Below are 20,259 nucleotides of genomic sequence, written 5' to 3' on the forward strand. Positions count from 1 at the left end.
TCGACATACGAAAACAGCGACCCCGTCCGATCATCCCCGCCGCGCATCCAAATTCCCTCGAAATCACTTGCAAGATGGAATCATGTGTCCAGCCCAAAAGCCAGTGGGTTTTTCAGCAGCCTGCTAGGCGCTATTCTAGGGGCACGAACAGGCCGAGTTTGACGTCGCGCAGCACGACATTGGTGTGCATGCGGCGGATCTGCGCGTTTTCCGCCATGATCAGAGCCGCGATGTCGTCATAGTGCTCGACGTCGCGGGCGGTAATGATGGCGATCAGATCGACCGCGCCGGTGACGTAATAGACCTGTTGGATATGATCCTGCTTCTCCGCCCAAAGGCGGAACTTCGCCAGTGCGTCGTAATTGTCCCGCTCGATCTCCATCCCGACGATGAACACCATCGATGTTCCCGTCGCCTTCCGGTCGACGACGGCGACCTCCGCCTTGATGATCCCTTCCTCGCGCAACCGCTTCAACCGTCGCTGCACGGCCGAGACCGACAACCCGATCCGTTCGGCAATCGTTTCGGCCTTCAGCTGGCAGTCACGCTGAACGATGTCGAGAATGTCACGGTCAAAACGATCCAGCTGTTCCATCATTCAGTCCAATTCCAGTTGCGGCACTTCATACATTCTGCCGCATTCGATGCGCGAGGAAGATTATTTTGCACATAATATGCAAAAGAGGTGATAATTGCGCGAAAAAACCGCGTTATTTTATCATTATCCTTCGCAAATTCAGTTCAGCCGGACCACTGCATGTCGGATCAACCCTTTCCTGCTCTTCGCGTCGAAGATCTCCATAAAAGCTTCGGCTCGCAACAGGTCCTCAAGGGTATCTCGACGGAGGCCCACAAGTCTGATGTGATTTCGATCATCGGCTCGTCCGGCTCCGGCAAGAGCACCTTCCTCCGATGCATCAATTTCCTGGAAACGCCGGATCGCGGCCGCATTGCGGTGAACGGCGAGGAAGTCGCGCTGAAAATCGGTCGCGGCGGCCGGCTGCAGCCGCAGAGCTGGCGGCAGATCGAACGGCTGCGGACAGGGCTCGGCATGGTCTTTCAGAGTTTCAATCTCTGGGCCCATCGCACCGTGCTGGAAAACGTCATCGAGGCGCCAGTGCACGTCATGGGCATTTCAAAGCGCGAGGCGATCGAAAAGGCCGAAGCCCTGCTCCACAAGGTCGGGCTCTTTGACAAGCGCGACGCCTATCCCGCCTTCCTGTCCGGCGGCCAGCAGCAGCGCGCGGCGATTGCGAGGGCGCTCTGCGTCGATCCCGCCGTCATGCTGTTCGACGAGCCGACATCGGCGCTCGATCCGGAGCTGGTCGGCGAGGTTCTCAAAGTCATCCGCGATCTTGCGGAAGAAGGCCGGACCATGCTGATCGTCACGCATGAAATGCGCTTTGCCCGGGATGTTTCGAGCCGAGTTCTCTACCTGCATCAGGGACGGATCGAGGAAGAAGGTCCGCCGGAACAAGTTTTCGGGGCGCCGGTCAGTGCCCGCTGTCGGGAGTTCACCCGTCTCAGCGACCATTGATCACACCAGCCATCATCGACACCACACGAACCAGGAGAATCCCGCGAATGAAACTGCTCCCCACGCTTTTCGCCGGCGTTGCACTTGCGCTTTCCGCCGTCACGGCACAGGCCGAAGTCCGCTTCGGCGTCATGAACGAATCCTATCCGCCCTTCTTCGCCAAGGATGCCTCTGGTGAGTGGCACGGATGGGAAATCGATCTGATGAACGCCGTCTGCGACGAGATGAAGGAGAAATGCTCAATCGTCGAGATTTCCTGGGATGGTCTCATTCCAGCTCTCCAGAGCAAGAAGTTCGATGTGATCTGGTCGTCGATGTCGAACACCGCCGAACGCTCGAAGGTGATCGATTTCACCGACAAATATTACAATACGCCGAGCACACTGATCGGCCCCAAGGACCAGAAGCCGGGCGCCACTGCCGAGGACGTGAAGGGCAAGACGATTGGCATCCAGGTGTCGACGATCCAGTCGGAATATTACAAGAAGTATTTTGCAGGCGCTGCCGAGGAAAAGACCTACCAGACGCTCGACGAGGCTTTCCAGGATCTCGCCTCCGGCCGCATCGACTACGTCTTCGGTGATTCACTGGCGCTCGACGCTTTCCTGAAAAGCGACGGCGGCAAAGATTGCTGCGCCAAGATGGGTGATGTCGCCGACGACAAGGAGATTCTCGGAGCCGGCGTTTCGGGCGGGTTGCGCAAGGAAGACACGGCGCTGAAAGCCAAGCTGAATGCGGCGATCGCTGCCGTTCGCGCCAACGGTCAGTATGACGCCATCAACAAGAAATACTTCGATTTCGATATCTACGGCGCGAAGTAAGCGGTCTCGTTGATGGCGACCGCGCAACAAGGCATTCTGGACCTGCTGTCTCCCTATCCTCCGGGATGGGGCGGCGTTCTTTTGACAGGTGCAGTCTCCACGGTCGCCATCTCGGCCTGCGCCTTCGCAATCGGCCTGTTGCTCGGCACGGGCGGCGCGCTTGGAAAGCTGTCCAGCAATCGCGCCCTCCGCCTGCTGCTCGATCTCTATACGACGGTGATCCGCGCGGTTCCCGAGCTGATCCTGATCGTTGGGCTCTATTATGCCGGCACCGACGGTCTCAATCGGCTGCTGGCGGCATTGGACCTGCCGCCAATCAACGTGAACGGCTTCGTCGCGGCCGTCGCCGTGCTCGGCTTCGTGCAGGGCGCCTATATGACGGAGGTGCTGCGCGGCGCGATCCTTGCTATTCCCGCCGGCCAGATCGAGGCCGCCAAGGCCTTCGGCATGGGACCGATGCTGCGCTTCCGCCGCGTCCTGCTGCCGGCGCTATTGCCGAACGCGCTGCCGGGGCTTGCCAATCTGTGGATGTCGGTCACCAAGGACAGCGCGCTGGTGGCGGTCGTCGGCTACCAGGAACTGGCGCTTGCCACCCGCCTCGCCGGGGCAAGCACCAAACATTACTTCGTGTTTTTCCTGGCTTCGGCCCTCCTCTACCTCGCCATCACGCTCGTTTCCAACGTCGCCTTCAAACTGATCGAGGCGCGGGTGCGGCGGGGACAGCCGCGCCTTGCCTGAAGAAAGCGTCGCATGAATTTCAGCTGGATCTCTTCCTATTGGCCGCTGCTTCTGACCGGCGCCTGGCAGACCGTTGCGCTGCTGGTGATCTCCGTGGTGTTCGGCTTTGCCATCGCCATCGGTCTCGCTTTCGCGCAGGTCAGCGGCGGCAGGCTGACGCGGCTGCTCGCCCGCGGCTATTGCACCTTCTTCCGCGGCACGCCGCTGCTGATCCAGCTATGGCTTCTCTATTATGGGGTCGGCTCGCTGCTGCCCATGGTTCCCGGCATCCGCCAGAGCCTGTTCTGGCCGATCCTGCGCGAGGGCTTCTTCTTTGCGGCCGTCAGTTTCACGCTGAACTATGCGGCCTATGAGGCGGAGGTGTTGCGCGGTGCGCTGCTCGCCGTTCCCAAAGGCGAGCTGGAAGCCGGCCGGGCCTTCGGCCTGTCGCCATGGAAGCTCGTCCGCCGCATCTGGCTGCCGCGCGCCATCCGCATCGCCTTGCCGACGATTGCCGGAGAGATCGTCATGCAGCTGAAGGCGACGCCGCTTGCCTTCACGGTGACGGTGATGGATCTCTACGCCGTGGCCAACAAGGTTCGCCAGGACACGCTGCTGGTCTATGAGCCGCTGCTTGTCGTCACCGTCTTCTATCTCGCTTTGACCGCAGTAATTGCCCGCGTCTTTCGAGGTCTCGAAGCGCAGGTACCCGTTCGTCGTTAGGCCGACGAAAAAGGAACCGGCCATGAACTCCCTCGCGCACCAATCACTTGCAATCCGCCCACTTTGTTATGAAAAGCCCGCCGTCGGTGACGGCGCGACAGCCTGAATGGAAACCTCTTCATGAGCACGACACGAATTCTCGATGGCGGCATGAGCCGCGAGTTGCTGCGGCTGGGCGCCGAACTGAAACAACCGGAATGGTCGGCACTGGCGCTGATCAACGCGCCGGACATCGTCCGTGAGGTCCACAAGGAATTCATCGCGGCCGGTTCGCAGGTCATCACCACGAACAGCTATGCGCTGGTGCCTTTCCATATCGGTGAGGACCGGTTCCAGAAGGAGGGGGCGGCGCTGACCCGTCTCGCCGGTCGTTTGGCGCGCGAGGCGGCCGATGCCGCCACCGATCGCAAGGTGCTGGTCGCCGGTTCGCTGCCGCCGATCTTCGGCTCCTACGAGCCGCAAAATTTTCAGCCTTCACGGGTGCAAGACTATCTCAAGGTGCTGGTCGAAAACCTCGCTCCCTTCGTCGATGTCTGGCTCGGCGAGACGTTGAGCCTGATCGCCGAGGGAGAGGCCGTGCGCCAGGCGGTGGCGGCATCAGGCAAGCCGTTCTGGATTTCCTTCACCTTGGCGGATGACGAGGCAGACATCGAAAGCGGCGGGCCGAAGCTTCGCTCCGGCGAAAGCGTCGAGGACGCGGCATCCTGGGCAGTTTCATCGGGTGCGAAGGCCTTGCTCTTCAATTGCAGCAAGCCTGAAGTCATGCAGGCGGCGGTAGAGACGGTAGCGCGCGTATTCCGGAAGACGGACGCTCAGATCGAAATCGGCGTTTATGCCAATGCCTTCGAAGGCGAACAAGGCACATCAGCCGCCAATGAAGGGCTGCATGAGACCCGTGACGATCTGAACGACGACGCCTATTCGCGCTTTGCGTGCTCCTGGGCCGAAGCCGGTGCGACGATCATCGGCGGCTGCTGCGGCATCGGCGCCGCCCATATCCATCGCCTCAGCAAGACGCTTTTAAGATAGGCTCGACGCCGGTCGGCTCATCAGGCTTGGGCGGTCTTCTGCAGCTCGAGGAGAAGCTCGATCAGCTTCGGCGCCATCTCCCTTATTTCCGAGAGGTGGGCGGCGCTCAGTCTCACCAGAAGCGCGTCGGCCTTCTCCGTCAGAAGTATCGTCTGACGGCGCCTGTCGGTCGGATCGGCATGGCGTTCGACCAGGCCCGCGTCCGACAGCCGCCCGACAAGCTCGGTCGCCGTATGCGGCGCGATGATCAGCCGCTCGGCCAGCATGCCGATGGTCATGGCATCGCCGCGGTGCCCCTTGATCGCCAGCAGCGCCTGATGCTGCTGTACAGGCAGCCCTTCCAGCTGGGCGGCAGAGGCGCTGAAGTCCATGAATTGCCGAAGTGCGAATCTGAGATCGGCGAGCGCCTCATAATCCTCGTGTCTCAGCGCCGGCACGGTTTTCTTCAAACGCATTCTCCTCTGCCGCAACGGCTGCCAAGGTCGCGAGCCATCCCGCCATCTCGAATAGATGGGCATCCGACAGCCGGTCAAGTGAGGCATCTCTACAGACATTTTCACCTTCATGCCTTCACCCATTGATTTATATCGTATCACGATATATTGACGTCGCTCAAGTGTATCCATTTCCGGCGTAGCAGAGGCTTCCATGGCGCAGCATCAACCAAGCAACCGGCCGCACGATTTCACGGGCGGCCTTTCCCGGCGCGAGGCCGGCGATTTCACCACCGACAGGCGGGTCCTCCTGCTGATCGGAATGTCCATCATCGTCGGCACCGGCGGCGCGTTTGCGGCCTGGTGTCTCGTCAGCCTGATCGCGCTGGTGACGAATGTCATCTGGTTCGGGCAGATCGGCATTCAGCCTGCTTCGCTGGCTGCCGTGCCGCGCTCGCTGTGGGTGGTGCTGGTGCCGCCGCTCGGCGGGCTGGTCATCGGCCTGATGGCCCGCTTCGGATCGGAGAAGATCCGCGGCCACGGCATTCCCGAGGCCATAGAGGCGATCCTGATCGGCGGCAGCCGGATGTCGCCGAAGGTCGCGGTCCTGAAGCCGCTGTCCTCGGCAATCTCGATCGGAACGGGTGGTCCGTTCGGCGCCGAGGGGCCGATCATCATGACCGGCGGGGCGATCGGATCGCTCTTCGCGCAATTCTTTCACATGAGCGCTGCCGAGCGGAAGACGCTGCTCGTCGCCGGTGCAGCCGCAGGCATGACGGCGATCTTCGGCTCACCGATTGCCGCGGTCATGCTGGCGGTCGAACTGCTGTTGTTCGAATGGAAGCCGCGCAGCTTCATTCCTGTCGCCGTTGCCGCCTGCGTGTCGATCTGCTGGCGCCCGCTGCTGTTCGGCACCGGCCCGCTGTTTCCGACCCATTTCCAAGTAGATTTGCCCTGGTGGGGGATCTTCGCCTGTGCGGCGATGGGCATCATATCGGGGCTGCAATCGGGGTTGCTGACGACGCTGCTCTACCGGATCGAGGACCTCTTCGAGGCACTGCCGATCCGCTGGATGTGGTGGCCGATGCTTGGCGGTCTTGTCATCGGCCTCGGCGGTCTGATCGAACCGCGTGCCATGGGCGTCGGCTACGACATCATCGATGGCCTGCTCAACAACCGGCTGCTCGCACCGGCGGTGATGTCGATCCTGCTGGTGAAGACGATCATCTGGCTGTTTGCGCTGTCGTCCGGCACCTCGGGCGGCGTGCTTGCTCCGCTTCTCATCTTCGGCGGTGCTCTCGGATGGCTGGTCGGCCTTGTCATGCCGGGCAACGATCCCGGCTTCTGGGCGCTGCTCGGAATGGCGGCGATGATGGGCGGAACCATGCGCGCGCCGCTGACGGGGACCTTTTTTGCGATGGAGATCACCGGCGATGTGAGCACGCTCGTTCCGCTGCTCGCCGCAACGGTGGTGGCCTATGCCGTCACGGTTCTTCTGCTGCGCCGCTCGATCCTTACCGAGAAGATTGCGCGCCGCGGGCAGCACATCACCCGCGAATATGGCGTCGATCCGTTCGAGCTCTCCCGTGCACGGGAGATCATGATCAGCAATGTCGACACGCTTCCCGTCACCATGACGGTGGGGGAGGCCTGCGATTTCTTCGCCTCTCAGGAGAAAACCCATCGGATCTACCCGGTGATCGACGCGGCAGGCAGATTGGCGGGCATCGTCTCGCGGGCCGATGCCCTGCGCTGGCAGGGGACGCCGGACCTGACCCTCCAGACGCTTGCCGAAAACGTCACCGACGATTCCGTTCCCGTCGGGCATCCTGATGATACCGTTGCCTTTATCGCCGACCTCATGCTGTCGACGGGCGATGGGCGTATTCCGATCGTCGATCCCGCTTCCGGCAAGCTGTGCGGCCTGATCGCCCGCAAGGATCTGCTGCGGCTACGCAGTTCCTTGAGGTCGCAGGAACTGGATCGGCGGCCGTATCTGACTGCCGGGGCGAGGAGCAAATCGTGATAGCCGCCTCAGGTTTCTTCGGCCCCGCCAATTGAACCGCTCGATCCCGCCGCTTGCAAACTCACCCCAGTCCAGTTATATAGTCACTATAGTCATTCTGGTCAGGAGCTGAGCAATGCAGCCATCACGGCAAGACAATGAAAGCTGGACCGTTGCCAGTGCAAAGGCGAAGCTTTCCGAAGTCATCGAACGCGCGCAATCCGCGCCACAGACAATCACAAGGAACGGCAAGCCGAGCGTTGTCGTCGTCTCTGCCGAGGAATGGCAGCGCAAGACCGCTCGCCAAGGGACGCTTGCCGAATTTCTGATGGAGTCGCCGCTGCGCGGCGCCAATCTGGACCTTGAGCGTCAACGCGACGAACCGCGTGATCCGGCGCTGTGAGACTTTTGCTGGACACCAACGTCCTGTCCGAGGTGACGAAGCCGAAGCCTGATGCGCACGTCTTGCAATGGTTGGACAGGCTCGACGAGGATCGCTCCTTCATCAGCATCGTCTCGGTCGCAGAGATCCGACGTGGTGTTGCCCTGATGGACGAGGGACGAAAACGCGACGCGCTGGCTGAATGGCTTGCCCGGGACCTGACGCAGCGCTTCGAGCACCGCATCATCCCGGTGGATGAATCGGTTGCCCTGGCCTGGGGGGACCTCATGGGCCATGCAAAGCGGAGCGGCCGTGGCCTGCCGTCGATGGATGGCCTGATCGCTGCCACCGCGGTTGCTCACGATCTCACGCTCGCGACGCGCAACACGAAGGATTTCGACGGCTTGGGGATCGAACTGATCAATCCCTGGATCCTTTAGTCCTGGCGAAGGCTACAGCGCAGCCGTCAATGCAATCCGAACAGGTTCAGCAACTCCTCGCGGTGGCGAACGAATTCCGGTGCGCTGCGGTCGCGCGGTCGCGGCAGATCGATGTCGATCAGGCGCGGTTCGCCGCCCTTCTCCCGTGGCAGGATGAGGATCCGGTCGGCGAGATAAATCGCCTCCTCGAGATCGTGCGTGACGAGAATGGTCGTCACATCCTCATCGCGCCAGATCCGGGCGAGTTCCTGCTGCATGCCGATCTTGGTCATCGCGTCGAGCGCGCCGAGCGGTTCGTCGAGCAGCAGGATCTCGGGCTGAACAGCCAGCGCCCGGGCGATCCCGACGCGCTGCGCCATGCCTCCGGAGAGCTGCCGGGGATAGGCGGCCTCGAATTGCTGCAGGCCGACAAGCTTGACATAGTGGCGCGCCCGCGCCCTCGCCCGCTGACGGGTGAGACCACTTGTTTCCAGCCCGAAGGCGACATTGTCGAGCACATCAAGCCAGGGCAGAAGGCGCGGTTCTTGGAAGATGACGGCGCGCTCTGCGCCGACGCCCCGCACCACCTTGCCGTCGACGAGGACCTCTCCGGTGTCGGCATCCTCGAGACCTGCAAGAACCCTGAGCAGGGTCGTTTTGCCCGAGCCGCTGGCACCGACGATGGCGAGGCTTTCGCCGGAGCGGATGTGGAGATTGATATCCTTGAGAACCTGCAGCGGCGTGCCGTTCAACTTGTAGGATTTGGAGAGGCGACGGATCGTCACCTCGCCGCGGCGAATGTCCTCAGCAATGCTCATCTCGGTTCCTCAGTTGCTTGCCGGCTTGGCATCGGCCGTGAAGAGGATGTCCTTGGCCGCCAACTGGCCTTGCTTCAGCTTGCCTTCGCGAACCAGGACGTCGATCCAGAACTGGATGTCGCGCTCGACCGGCAGACCGCCGGCGCGCACGCCATAGCCGCGGAAATATTGCGCGATATCAGCGTTCTCGCCACGCTCGCTGAGCGCCTTGGCCAGGATCTTCTTGGTTTCTTCAGGATGTTCGCGGGCATAGTCGAGCGCGCGGGCCGACTGCTCGACGAAAATCTTTGCGGCCTCGGGATGTTGCTGAATGAAATCGCGGCGCAGGACCACAAACCCCCCGGCAATGTCGCCGAGCACGTCGGTATCGTCAAAAACCGCGCGCAGGCCGCCATTTTTGAGCGCCGCACCCTCGAAGGTCGTCTGCCAATAACCGAAGGCGGCAATATCGACCTGCTTGGAGCGCAGCACCTGTTCGAGTTGCGGCCCGGGAACGACGATCTGATTGGCGGAGTCGCTCGGCAGGCCGACGGAATGCAAGGCCTCGCGGATGGTATAATCGAGGTGCGCGCCAAGCGTATTGACTGCTATGCTCTTGCCGGCAATGTCCTTGATACTCTTGATCGGGCTGTCTTCCAGCACATAGAAGGTCGACTGCACCTCGTCATCGATGCCGTTCGACGGATAGGCGGCGACGAAGTCATTGCCGCCGATGATCGAATTCAGCACGGCGGAGGTGGCCGCACTGCCGATCTCGACATCATCGGATGCGAGGGCGATCAGAGAGGCCGGCCCGCCTTGAGCATAACCGACATTTTCGAACGTGATGCCGGTGCCCTTGAAATAGCCGAGCTCGTCGGCGAGCTCATGGGCGGCAAGACCGCCTTGGCTGGCGAGGTAGCGCAGCTTGATCGTGTCGGCAGCTGCGGCCGGCGTAGCAAGGCCGAGCGCGATGACGGCCGGGAGGAGAAGGTTGCGGGGATGGAATGTCATGACGTATCCCTTTCGGAAGAGGAAAATCGGGGGAAGCAGGTTAGCGGCTCGGCTGAGACCAGCGGCAGAGACGGCGCTGCAGGAGAACGAGCAAGGCATTGGCGGCAAGCCCGAGAAAGGCGAGCAGAAGGATCGCCGCAAACATCAGCGGGATCTGGAAATTGTACTGGGCGTTCATCACCTGGAAGCCGATACCCTTGTTGGCGCCGATCATCTCGGCGGCAATCAACAGGAGAAGCGCAGTCGTCGCCGAGAGACGCAGGCCGACGAAGATCGCAGGGACGGACGCCGGCAGAATGACGCGGCGGAAGATGGTCAGCGGTCCGGCGCCATAAGTCCGCGCCATCTCAATAAGCTTCTGGTCCACCTCCTTGACGCCGCCGATCGTGGCGAGCAGCACCGGAAACAGGGTGGCCCAGAAGATCACGAAGATCTTGGAGGTTTCGCCGAGGCCGAGCAGCAGGATGAAGATCGGATAGAGCGCCAGCGCCGAGGTCTGGCGGAAGAGCTGCAGGATCGGATCGAGCGCCTGCTCGACCGCACGAACCTGGCCCATGAACAGGCCGAGCGGAATGCCGATCACGACGGCAAAGGCGAAGGCGGTTCCGGCTCGCTGCAGGCTGATGGCGATGTCGTCCAGCAGCGCGCCGTTGGCAAGATTGGTCCAAAGAGCAGACAGGATCACGTTCAGGGGCGGGAAGATGGCCGGATTGATCCAGCCCCTGGTGCTCGACACCTGCCAGAGCGCGAGGAAGGCGAGGAGCAGGCCATAACGCGGCAAAAACGATGCGAGCAACCCGCGCCCATGGGAGCCGAGAGTGGAAATGGTGCTTTCGCTGCTTTTCAGGCGGCCGAAGCTTCTCGGGAGAGTCTGGTTGATTTCATAGGCCATGGTCCGTTCCCTCATTCTGCTGCCTGGAGAGCTGCGTGTCCGGCAGCCCATCGATTGGCGGGGAAAGGCAGGCCGAGGTTTTCCCGGAGCGTCTTGCCCTCATAGGCCGTGCGAAACAGTCCGCGGCGCTGCAACTCCGGGATGACCAGATCGACGAAATCGTCGAGGGCCGTCGGCAGCCAGGGCGGCAGAATGTTGAAGCCGTCGGCCGCTTCGTTCTCGAACCATTGCTGTAGCGTATCGGCGATCTTTTCAGGCGTTCCGACGATGGTGTAGTGACCGCGGGCCGACGCGATCCATTGATAGAGCTGGCGGATGGAAAAATTGTTTTCGTCTGCGATCTGGCGGATGAGGGCCTGGCGGCTCTTCATGCCTTCCGTCGGCGGCGCCGGCGGCAGCGGCCCGTCGAGATCATAACCGTGCAGGTCGAGCGTACCGCCGGTCAGGCCGTTAAGGAGGCCGATTCCATCCTCTTCGACAATCAGCGAGGTCAGACGGTCGTACTTCTCGCGTGCTTCCGCTTCGGTCCTGCCGACGAAAGCGGAGACGCCGGGCATGACGAGGATGTGATCGGGGTTGCGGCCGAGGCCGCGGGCGCGTGCCTTGATATCGCGGTAGAATTCCTGGGCTGTTTCGATGTGCTGATGGGCGGTGAAGATGACTTCGGCCGTTGCCGCGGCAAGCCCGCGCCCGTCGTCGGACTGCCCGGCTTGCACGATGACCGGATGTCCCTGGGGCGAGCGCGAGACGTTGAGCGGGCCACGCACGCTGAAATGCTCGCCGCGGTGGTCGGTGTCGTGCAGCTTCGCCGGATCGAAGAATACGCCCGACTCCTTGTCGCGGATGAACGCGTCGTCCTCGAAGCTTTCCCAGAGTTTGCGGACAACGTCGACATGCTCGGCAGCACGGCGATATCGATCGGCATGTGGAAGCTGCGTATCGCGGTTGAAGTTCTGTGCCGTGAGGTCGCCCGTCGTGGTCACGACATTCCAGCCGGCGCGGCCCTCGGAGATCAGATCCAGCGAGGCGAATTTGCGAGCAGTCGTATAGGGCTCCTCATAGGTGGTGGAAGACGTCGCGATAAAGCCGAGATGGGTGGTGAAAGGCGCAAGCGCGGAAAACAATGTGACGGGTTCGAAGCCGGCGACGCGGGCATTGCCGCCTTCGCGCGCTCCGCCAAAACCGACAGCCAGTCCGTCGGCCAGGAAATAAGCATCGAAGAGTCCGCGCTCGGCTGTCAGGGCGAGTTGCTTGTGAAACTCGAAACTGGTGGCACCGTCGGCCGGCTGGTCAGGATGCCGCCAGGATGCAACATGCTGTCCGCCACCGGGAAGAAATGCCCCAAGCCTGATTTTGCGTGTCATTTCGCGTCCTCTCCGTTTGCCGCCCACAGCCCGGTGTTTTCCAGGGCCATGGTATAGGTTGGCTGTCAGGACTCTACACTACGTTCTCCATAAATTTTATAGAGAAACTTCATTTCATAATTTCGGAGGAAGAGTGAATAGTTTTGCGGGATTGGCTTGAATCTGGAAATCGACGATCGAGGCGGCCAACAAGAGATGTGTCGTCTTGCGGCCGTCTTTGATGTTTTCCATGTCGGACAGGTCGACGAGCGACGTCCTGTTTCGTGATATGATTTTGGGAACATGCAGCCGGGCACGGGTCATGCATGAGCGGTGCGTGCCGCCGGATAGCGGTGCCTGGCTATGCTTGGGCATCAGCCCCGTTTTGGCCGGGAAGGGGCATGCTCCAGGCCGGCGGCGGCCTTCTTCAGGCAGTCGAGGTAGCGGTCCCGGTTCGCGATACCGTCGTCGCGTGGGGTGACGAGGCAGAGCGTTGCAGCTGCATGGCCTTCCTCGCCCCGCACCGGCACGGCAAAACAATGGGTAAAGCTGTCGACGATGCTGTTGAAGGTGAAGAAGCCTTCACGCTCGGCCTGGCGCACCTCGGCGATGAAGGTCTGGGGCTCGAGCCATTCACCGCCCGGCAGACGGAAATCCTGCGACGGAATGAAGTTCAGGATGTCCTGATCCGACAGATGCGCGACGAGCAGGCGCCCCGACGCCGTCCACGGAATCGGCACCGACTGTCCCACATCCGTCGAAATGCGGAACGGCCGCGCCCCCTCGCTCATGCGCACGACCGTATACCTGTTTCCATCCAGCATGCAGAACTGCGCCGTTTCCCGCGTTTCATCGGCAAGCCGTTCCAGCGTCGCCTCGCATTCGCGGGTGAAGTCGAAATGGTTCTCATAGGCGGCGCCGAGGAAATAGAGCTTGCGGCCGAGATAGACGCGCCCCTCGCCGCCGGTGAATTCGAGAATGCCGTTACTGAGCAGCAGGTTGACGAGTTCGTAGACGGACGAACGCGGCGCACCGATCTGCGCGGCGATTTCGTTCGGCTTCAAGGCCTGCCGTTTCTGGCGCAGGAAATCGAGGATTTCGAAGGCGCGGTCGAGCCCTCGGGCGCGTTTGCCGGCTGCTTCGTCCTGAACTGCATCCATTGCTATCGTCCTGTTCTTTTGTCCGGCCAAGCTTTTCAAGCCGCCTGCCGTATCTGTCAATTGATCCCGTCATTCAATCGCGAATGAAATTTCCCCACCCCTCTTGCGGGGTAAAAAAATCGGCATAAGATCGCCTCGTCCGGTATAAAGATCACATGTACGATATATTGGACATAGATGGCAAACCGTCAAGGTTGCCGCACAAAAAAGGGGATCGACATGAAGAATTTTGAAAACAGCATTTCCGCTTCGCTGCGCCGCCGCCTCCTCGCGGGCGCTGCCGCAGCCCTCCTGGTCTTTTCCACCGGCACTGCCTCGGCCGCTGCCAATTGCATCAAGGGCGACAGAAAAGCGCCCTATACGATCGGCTGGGCGAACATCTACTCCGTGCCGACCTGGATGAAGCAGACCGAAGGCACCATTACCGCTGAAGTGGAGGAGCTGAAGAAGGCCGGCCTCGTCAAGGACCTGATGATCACTGACGCGCAGGGCAACGCCCAGACGCAGATCCAGCATATCCAGTCGATGATCGACGCCAATGTCGACGCCATCGTCGTCATCGCCGGCTCCTCCAACGCGCTCGACCGCGTCATATCGGATGCCTGCGACAAGGGCATCGCCGTGGTCAATTTCGACAGCTTGGTCAACACCGACAAGGTGACGGCGAAGATCAATACCGATTCCAGCGAATGGGGTGCGACCGCTGCCAAGTGGATGGTCAGCCAGCTCGGTGGCAAGGGCAAGATCATCATCATGAACGGCCCGGCCGGCATCTCGGTCAGCGACGACCGCCGCAAGGGCGCCCAGCCGGTCCTCGATGCCAATCCAGGTCTCAAGGTGATCACCGAGACGAACACCGAATATAACGTCGCGCCGGCACAGGAAGCGATGACCAGCCTGCTCTTCGCCAATCCCGAAATCGACGGCGTGCTGTCGCTCGGCGGCGCGCTGTCGGCCGGCTCCGTCCTCGCCTTCGAGCGCCAGGGCCGCGACCAGGTGCCGACCACAGGTGAAAATGCAAGGCAGTTCCTGGAACTCTGGAAGGAGAAGAGCCTGAAAGGCTGGGCGACGATGCAGCCCAACTGGCTCGGCGCCCTTTCCGTCTACACTGCGGTGCAGGCGCTGCAAGGCAAGGACGTGCCGGCCTTCGTCAAGGTGCCGCTGCCTGTCATCGACGACAGCACGATCGGCAGCTACCTCGCACGGGCCGACAAGTTCCCGGCCGACGGCTATATCTACTCGGATTACGACAAGGCGCTGTTCGACAAGCTGCTTGCCAAGTAATCCGCGGTTGGGGGACGCCGTCATGACGGAAGAAGCGCCCCTGCTGGAAGCCCGGCAGGTGTTCAAGGGATTTTTCGGCAATCCCGTTTTGAAGGGTGTCGACATCGCCCTTCTGCCGGGCAGGGTTCACGCCCTGCTCGGTGAAAACGGCGCCGGCAAGTCGACGCTGATCAATCTCCTGTCCGGCTCCCTCCAGCCCGACGGCGGGTCCATCCTCGTCGACGGCAGGCCGGTCGGGCGTTTCAGCCCGGCGGCGGCGCGCGCGGCCGGCATCGCTGTCGTGCAACAGGAGCTGAGCCTCACGGCCAACCTGTCGATTGCCGAAAACATCGGGATCGGCGCGTTTTCGCGCCGGTTCGGTCTCATCGATTACGGAGCGCTTCATCGCGGCGTGCAAGAGGTTTGCGACCTGGTCGGGCTGACAGAACCGCTCGACGTGCCGGTTGCCGATCTCGCGCTCGGCCGCCGTCAGATGGTGGAGATCGCCAAGGCGCTGTTCCGCAAGCCGCGTGTGCTTATTCTGGATGAACCGACCTCGTCGCTCTCCGCGCACGAAGCCGGCATCCTCGCCCGGCTGATCGGGACGCTCAAGGGTCGCGGCACGGCACTTCTCTATATTTCCCACCGCCTCAATGAGGTGCAGGCGCTCTGCTCACATGTCACCGTGCTGAAGGACGGCGGCGTCACGGCCGACCAGTCGCTGTCCGGCATCGACGGCGAGGGTCTGGTGCGCCTGATGGTTGGGCGCGAAACCGGCGACCTGTTTCCGCCGCGCCCGGCCGCGGTACCCGGCGTGATGCGCATCAGCGTCGAAGGTTTTTCGGCCGGCATCGTGCGTGACATTGGTTTTTCCGCCCGCGCCGGCGAGATCGTCGGCATCGGCGGGCTCGTCGGGCAGGGCCAAGAAGACCTGCTGCTGGGCCTCTATGGCGCGATTCCAGCCTCGGCGACCCGGGCGGAGGCAGCGGGCAAACCCCGCCTGCCCGCCCATGTCGGCGCGGCGAATGCGGCTGGTATCGTCTACGTCCCGGCGGACCGCAAGCACGAGGGACTGGTGCTGCCGCATTCGATCGCCTCCAATCTCATCCTGCCCTCGCTCGGGCGGCTTGCCCGCAAGGGGCTGCGCGACGCGAAGGCGGAAAACGGCCTGGTCGCCGATCTCGCGCGCCGGCTGACGATCAAGGGCGATGCGGCCCGGCCGGTGCAGGCGCTTTCCGGCGGCAACCAGCAGAAGGTGGCGCTCGCCAAATGGCTGCCGCTCGATCCGTCTGTGCTGCTCCTCAACGATCCGACGCGCGGCGTCGACATCGAGACCAAACGTGAGATCTACCTGATGCTGCGCGCCTTCGCCGCCGAGGGGCGGCTCGTCATTCTGGCCAGTTCCGATACGCCGGAACTCGTGCATCTCTGCGACCGTGTCGTGGTCCTGCGCGAGGGGCGCGTCGCGGCGACGCTGTCAAAAGATCGGATCAGCGAAGGAGCGATCGTCGGCGCGGCCATGGGCGTGACGACCACGACGCAGGGAGAGGCGGCATGAATACAATTTCGGCATCCCGTCTCTACGGCGCGATCCAACTCCGCCGCAACCGCGGCCTCGCCGGCCTCTATCTGGTCGTCGCTGCCTTTCTCATCCTCTATGCGCTGCTCTTTCCCGGCATCCTTTCCATCGGCGGCTTTTCGAAGTTCACGCAGAACTGGTTTCCGCTCGCGCTGGTCACCATGGCGCAGGCGCTGCTGATGCTGAATGGCGGCATCACGCTGGCGATCGGGCCGCTGGTCAGTCTCGGCGCGGTGATCGCCGCGACGACGATGGAAGGGCCGCTCGGCGTGCCCGGCGGCATTGTCGCGGTCGCCGTCGCCGGCCTATTGATCGGCGCCGTCACCGGCGCCATCGTGACACATCTGAGATTGCCGGCGATCATCGTCACGCTGGCCGGCTCCTTCATCATCGGCGGCGTCGCGCTCATCCTGCTGCCGCGGCCGGGCGGATTCATTCCCGATTGGCTGTCGACGGTGCTTGCCGGCCATACGCCCGTCGCCTTCCTGCTGCTCGTCGTCATCCTCATACTCTGGAAAGCCTTTCTGGCAACGCCGCTCGGCCTCGGCATCTATGCGGCCGGCGACAACCCGGTCGGCGCATTCCGCTCCGGCGTGCCGGTCGAACGGGTGAAGGTCGCAGCCTTCGCGCTCTCCGGCCTTCTTGCTGCTCTCACCGGTCTCTTCGTTGCGGCGCAGACCGGCTCGGGCGATCCCATCATCGGCACGCCCTTCACGCTGAACTCGATCGCCGCCGCCGTGCTCGGCGGCGTGGGTTTCCTCGGCGGCAAGGGCACGATGCGCGGCGCGATCTGCGGCAGCCTGCTGCTCTCGGTGATGATCAACGTGATGTTCTTCCTGGGCTTTCCGCCCGTCGCGCAATATGTCGCGCAAGGCTTGATCATCGTCGGCGCAGTCGCCGTTCCGGAACTTCTTGGAGTATGGAGGGCAAGACGATGAACATCATCCGGTCTGCGTTCCGCAATCCGCCGCTCCTGACCTTTCTTCTGGTCGCGCTCGTCTGGATCGTTGCAAGCTTCACGCTTCGCGGTTTCGGCGCCTACGGCCATCTGCGTTATCTGCTGGAGCTTGCCGCGGTGATCGGCATCGTCGCTGCCGGCCAGACGCTCGTCATCCTGATGGGCGGCATCGATCTTTCCGTCGGTGCTGTCATCACCGTCACGGCGATCCTGCTGCCGCTGATTTCGCCCGCCTGGGATCCAACCGGCCTTGCCGGCATCGCGGCGGCCCTTGCCATCGCCACCGGCATCGGCCTGATGAACGGCGCGGGGGCCGCCTATCTTCGTGTGCCGCCGATCATCATGACGCTCGCGATGGCGACCTTCCTGCAGGGCCTGCTCGTCATCGTCGCCGGCGGCAGCGCCGTCACCGTCAGCAATCCGGCGGTCATTCTGCTCGGGCAGGCGCGGCCGTTCGGCATCCCCTCGGGCATCCTGCTGTGGCTCGTCGTCTCGGTCGTCGTCCTGCTGCTCATTCATCGCATGCCGATCGGCGCACGGTTTCTGGCGCTCGGGGCGAACCCGCTCGCCGCCCGGCTTTCCGGCGTCAGCGTCACCCTCAACACGCTGATCGTCCATACTCTGTCCGGCTTTTTCGCCGGGCTTGCCGGCATTCTCGTGCTGGGCATGAACCGGCAAGGTTATGTCGGCATCGGCGATCCCTATCTGCTGACGTCGATCGCCGCCGTCGTGCTCGGCGGCACCTCCATCCTCGGCGGCCGCGGCACCTATGCCGGCACGATACCGGGGGCGATCCTGCTCGTCACCACGACGGCGCTGATCACCGTCGTCAACGCCTCCCCCGGCTGGCGGTCTATCATGTTCGGCACGCTGATCCTCGCCCTTCTGCTCGTGTCCGGCCGTGAGGCACGCAGATGACGGCGCGCTACGACGGGCCGGTGATCGATCCGCACCACCATCTCTGGGACCTCAGCCTGCAGCGCCACCCCTGGCTTCAGAAGGCGCGGGCTTCCGGCGAAGAGATGGTTTTCGGGAGCCTCGCGCCGATCCTGCGCGACTACGGCATCGATGATTATCGTGCCGATGCCGGGCGTCAGAACGTCATTGCAACCGTGCATGTGGAGGCTGGCTGGTCCGATGCGCATCCGTTGGAAGAGAGCCGCTGGCTGGAGGGTCTCGACCGCAGCTCCGGCGTGGCGAAGCGTTATATCGCACGGGTTCCCCTCGACGGGCCAGACGCCGCGCGCCTGCTCGAAGCGGAAGCGGCGAGCCCTTATGTCGTCGGCATCCGCGATATTCTGAGTTGGCATTCGGAGCCGGCGAAGAGTTTTGCTCTGCGCGCAGATCGCATGGCCGATCCCGCTTGGCGGGCGGGGCTTGCTCACGCTTCACAGTTGGGGCTGGTCTTAGAGCTGATGCTCTACCCCTGGCAGATGGATCAGGCCCTCGAGCTGGTGCGCGATTTTCCGGACACGCTGTTCGTGCTCAATCACGGCGGCAGCCCCGCCGACCGATCGGAGGACGGCATGGCGCTCTGGCGTCACGGCCTGCGAGCGCTCGGCAAAGAGCCGAACGTGCGGTTAAAGATCTCCGACCTCGTCGCCTACGACAATGACTGGACGCTCGAAAGCCTGCGGCCGGTGATCGAGCATTGCCTCGATTGTTTCGGCCCTGAACGTTCGATGTTCGCCAGCGACTTTCCGGTCGCGGGCCTGCACGCCTCATTCGACGAGGTCTACTGGGTCTTCCGCACGGTCGCCGCGCAACTTTCTCTCGACGAGCAGCGCGATCTGTTCTTTGCCACCGCCAACGACACCTATCGCCTCGATTTGGCCGATCCGGCCGAGATCGGGAGAGGCCGCCATGTCTGACCTTCATGCCGCGACGGAAAACGGGCTGATCGACGACCGGGTGCGCGGCTTTCCGCCGGGCAACCCTCCGCTTTCGCCTGCTGCAATCGGAACGCAGGGATGGAAGCCCTATGACGGCAGGATGGCCCTGCCGCTGATCTCGCTCGACCGCCGGGCCTTCGCCGGCAATGTCGAACTGATGATGGCCTATGTGAAATGCCATGGCGCCGACATCGCGCCGCACGCCAAGACCCCGATGTCGACGGTGCTGGCAGACGCGCTTCTTTCGGCAGGCGCCTGGGGCACGACCGTTGCCGACATCCGCCAGGCAGCCGTCCTGCTCAAGGCGGGACAACGCCGGCTGATCCTCGCCAACGAGATCGGTGGGATCGCCGCTGCCCGCCGGCTCGCTGCCTTGCTCGGCCATTATCCGGATGCGGAGTTCCACATCTTCGTGGATTCGATAACGCTCGTCGAGGCGCTCCGCTCCGCCTGGCAGGAGCGCGCAGATCTGCCGCCTCTCGGCCTATTGGTGGAGTTCGGCGCCGGCCGCGCCGGTCTTCGCAGCGCCGCCGCTGCCGAGGTAATCCTCGATGCGATCCTGGCCATTGAGACGCCGGCCTTCCGGCTGACCGGCATCGCCGCCTATGAGGGTGCGGCCGCGACCGCCAATGCCGACGAGACGATGCACCGCATCGACGCGCTGATGGCCCTGACCGCCGATTTCCTGCCGAAGATACGCGCCCGCATCGGCAAGGAGCGGCCGCTTCTCGTCACATCAGGCGGCTCGGTGTTTTTCGACATCGTGGTGGCCCGGCTTTCAGCCGCCGTCGCAGCCGATCCCGCCTGCCGGCTGGTGCTGCGCAGCGGCGCGATCTTCTTCCACGATCACGGCATCTACGAGCGTGGCCTTGCCGGCCTCGACGCGCGCGGCGGTTTGCGTATCGGCGGCGAGACGGTTTCGGCGGCGGCCGGTTTCCGTCCGGCGCTGCGCGTCTGGGCCGAGGTTCTGTCGCGGCCGGAGCCGCAGCTTGCGATCTGCGGCATGGGCATGCGCGACGTGGCAATGGACCAGGGCCTGCCGCGGCCGCTGGCGCTCTATCGCCATGGCGCCCGCCTTACCGATTTGGGAAGTGCCGACGTTCTCCGGCTCAACGATCAACATGCCTTCGTCACGCTCGCCGATGGCAGTGATATCGCGGTCGGCGACGTCATCGAGTTCGGCATCTCGCATCCCTGCACCTGCCTTGACCGGCATGCAATCCTGTATGGCCTCGACCCGGATCATTCGGTGACGGCGGCCTATCTGACCAGCTTCGGCTGAATTCTCCCTGCA

21 protein-coding genes are annotated in these 20,259 nt (G+C 62.9%); 14 read left to right on the forward strand and 7 right to left on the reverse strand.

The features are described 5' to 3' along the window. Nucleotides 1-130: 130 nt before the first annotated feature. Nucleotides 131-595, reverse strand: coding sequence for an Lrp/AsnC family transcriptional regulator (locus HJB84_RS21190; RefSeq protein ID WP_164013069.1), 465 nt, complete (start codon nt 593-595; stop codon nt 131-133). A gap of 162 nt (nt 596-757) precedes the next feature. Here HJB84_RS21190 and HJB84_RS21195 point away from each other — a divergent pair, with 162 nt between their 5' ends. From HJB84_RS21195 to HJB84_RS21215, 5 genes are all read left to right on the forward strand, one after another. After that, nucleotides 758-1,537, forward strand: a complete 780-nt coding sequence (locus tag HJB84_RS21195; protein WP_221116795.1) for an ABC transporter ATP-binding protein — start codon at nt 758-760, stop codon at nt 1,535-1,537. Nucleotides 1,538-1,584: 47 nt separating this feature from the next. Next, complete coding sequence (locus tag HJB84_RS21200; RefSeq protein WP_207584999.1) at nt 1,585-2,358, forward strand: transporter substrate-binding domain-containing protein; 774 nt, start codon at nt 1,585-1,587, stop codon at nt 2,356-2,358. 12 nt (nt 2,359-2,370) lie between these two features. Continuing rightward, nucleotides 2,371-3,096, forward strand: a complete 726-nt coding sequence (locus tag HJB84_RS21205; protein WP_207585000.1) for an ABC transporter permease — start codon at nt 2,371-2,373, stop codon at nt 3,094-3,096. A gap of 12 nt (nt 3,097-3,108) precedes the next feature. Continuing rightward, complete coding sequence (locus HJB84_RS21210) at nt 3,109-3,798, forward strand: ABC transporter permease (protein ID WP_207585001.1); 690 nt, start codon at nt 3,109-3,111, stop codon at nt 3,796-3,798. 120 nt (nt 3,799-3,918) lie between these two features. Next, the gene (locus HJB84_RS21215) at nt 3,919-4,827 is read left to right on the forward strand and encodes a homocysteine S-methyltransferase family protein (RefSeq protein ID WP_207585002.1); all 909 of its coding nucleotides are present in this window, start codon (nt 3,919-3,921) and stop codon (nt 4,825-4,827) included. 20 nt (nt 4,828-4,847) lie between these two features. On the opposite strand, the gene HJB84_RS21220 is transcribed toward HJB84_RS21215, so the two are convergent. Further along, complete coding sequence (locus tag HJB84_RS21220; protein WP_221116884.1) at nt 4,848-5,276, reverse strand: MarR family winged helix-turn-helix transcriptional regulator; 429 nt, start codon at nt 5,274-5,276, stop codon at nt 4,848-4,850. Nucleotides 5,277-5,475: 199 nt separating this feature from the next. Between HJB84_RS21220 and HJB84_RS21225 the strand changes: the two genes are divergently transcribed. The 3 genes from HJB84_RS21225 (at nt 5,476) to HJB84_RS21235 (ending at nt 8,088) form a co-directional block, all read left to right on the forward strand. Further along, nucleotides 5,476-7,287, forward strand: a complete 1,812-nt coding sequence (locus HJB84_RS21225; RefSeq protein ID WP_221116796.1) for a chloride channel protein — start codon at nt 5,476-5,478, stop codon at nt 7,285-7,287. A gap of 115 nt (nt 7,288-7,402) precedes the next feature. Continuing rightward, complete coding sequence (locus HJB84_RS21230) at nt 7,403-7,669, forward strand: type II toxin-antitoxin system Phd/YefM family antitoxin (protein WP_207585004.1); 267 nt, start codon at nt 7,403-7,405, stop codon at nt 7,667-7,669. After that, nucleotides 7,666-8,088, forward strand: coding sequence for a type II toxin-antitoxin system VapC family toxin (locus HJB84_RS21235; RefSeq protein WP_221116797.1), 423 nt, complete (start codon nt 7,666-7,668; stop codon nt 8,086-8,088). Before HJB84_RS21230 ends, HJB84_RS21235 begins: the two co-directional genes overlap by 4 nt. 26 nt (nt 8,089-8,114) lie before the next feature. Here HJB84_RS21235 and HJB84_RS21240 read toward each other — a convergent pair whose 3' ends face one another. From HJB84_RS21240 to HJB84_RS21260, 5 genes are all read right to left on the reverse strand, one after another. Beyond that, nucleotides 8,115-8,885 (reverse strand): ABC transporter ATP-binding protein, encoded by a 771-nt coding sequence (locus HJB84_RS21240; protein WP_207585006.1) that lies wholly within the window; start codon nt 8,883-8,885, stop codon nt 8,115-8,117. 9 nt (nt 8,886-8,894) lie between these two features. Next, the gene (locus tag HJB84_RS21245) at nt 8,895-9,878 is read right to left on the reverse strand and encodes an ABC transporter substrate-binding protein (protein WP_221116798.1); all 984 of its coding nucleotides are present in this window, start codon (nt 9,876-9,878) and stop codon (nt 8,895-8,897) included. Nucleotides 9,879-9,918: 40 nt separating this feature from the next. After that, nucleotides 9,919-10,770 carry an ABC transporter permease gene (locus tag HJB84_RS21250; protein ID WP_207585008.1) on the reverse strand — a complete coding sequence of 284 codons (852 nt, stop codon included), beginning with the start codon at nt 10,768-10,770 and terminating at the stop codon, nt 9,919-9,921. Nucleotides 10,771-10,781: 11 nt separating this feature from the next. Continuing rightward, a complete protein-coding gene (locus tag HJB84_RS21255) occupies nt 10,782-12,134 on the reverse strand; it encodes an LLM class flavin-dependent oxidoreductase (RefSeq protein ID WP_207585009.1) in 1,353 nt (450 codons plus the stop codon). 353 nt (nt 12,135-12,487) lie between these two features. Further along, the gene (locus tag HJB84_RS21260) at nt 12,488-13,273 is read right to left on the reverse strand and encodes an IclR family transcriptional regulator (RefSeq protein ID WP_221116799.1); all 786 of its coding nucleotides are present in this window, start codon (nt 13,271-13,273) and stop codon (nt 12,488-12,490) included. Nucleotides 13,274-13,492: 219 nt separating this feature from the next. Between HJB84_RS21260 and HJB84_RS21265 the strand changes: the two genes are divergently transcribed. Genes HJB84_RS21265 through HJB84_RS21290 form a run of 6 tightly spaced genes read left to right on the forward strand, consistent with a single transcriptional unit; the run spans nt 13,493 to nt 20,247 of the window. After that, nucleotides 13,493-14,557 (forward strand): ABC transporter substrate-binding protein, encoded by a 1,065-nt coding sequence (locus HJB84_RS21265; protein WP_221116800.1) that lies wholly within the window; start codon nt 13,493-13,495, stop codon nt 14,555-14,557. A 22-nt stretch (nt 14,558-14,579) separates the two neighbouring features. Next, nucleotides 14,580-16,094 (forward strand): sugar ABC transporter ATP-binding protein, encoded by a 1,515-nt coding sequence (locus HJB84_RS21270; RefSeq protein WP_221116801.1) that lies wholly within the window; start codon nt 14,580-14,582, stop codon nt 16,092-16,094. Further along, nucleotides 16,091-17,053 (forward strand): ABC transporter permease, encoded by a 963-nt coding sequence (locus HJB84_RS21275; protein ID WP_207585013.1) that lies wholly within the window; start codon nt 16,091-16,093, stop codon nt 17,051-17,053. The genes HJB84_RS21270 and HJB84_RS21275 overlap by 4 nt, the downstream gene beginning before the upstream one ends. Then, nucleotides 17,050-17,991, forward strand: a complete 942-nt coding sequence (locus HJB84_RS21280) for an ABC transporter permease (protein WP_207585014.1) — start codon at nt 17,050-17,052, stop codon at nt 17,989-17,991. Before HJB84_RS21275 ends, HJB84_RS21280 begins: the two co-directional genes overlap by 4 nt. After that, complete coding sequence (locus HJB84_RS21285) at nt 17,988-18,944, forward strand: amidohydrolase (protein ID WP_221116802.1); 957 nt, start codon at nt 17,988-17,990, stop codon at nt 18,942-18,944. The genes HJB84_RS21280 and HJB84_RS21285 overlap by 4 nt, the downstream gene beginning before the upstream one ends. Beyond that, on the forward strand, nt 18,937-20,247 hold the full coding sequence (locus HJB84_RS21290) for an alanine racemase (protein ID WP_221116803.1): 1,311 nt from the start codon (nt 18,937-18,939) through the stop codon (nt 20,245-20,247). Before HJB84_RS21285 ends, HJB84_RS21290 begins: the two co-directional genes overlap by 8 nt. The last annotated feature ends 12 nt before the right edge of the window (nt 20,248-20,259 follow it).

Origin of the sequence: Rhizobium sp. NZLR1b (assembly GCF_019685155.1) — a bacterium.
Lineage (GTDB): Bacteria > Pseudomonadota > Alphaproteobacteria > Rhizobiales > Rhizobiaceae > Rhizobium.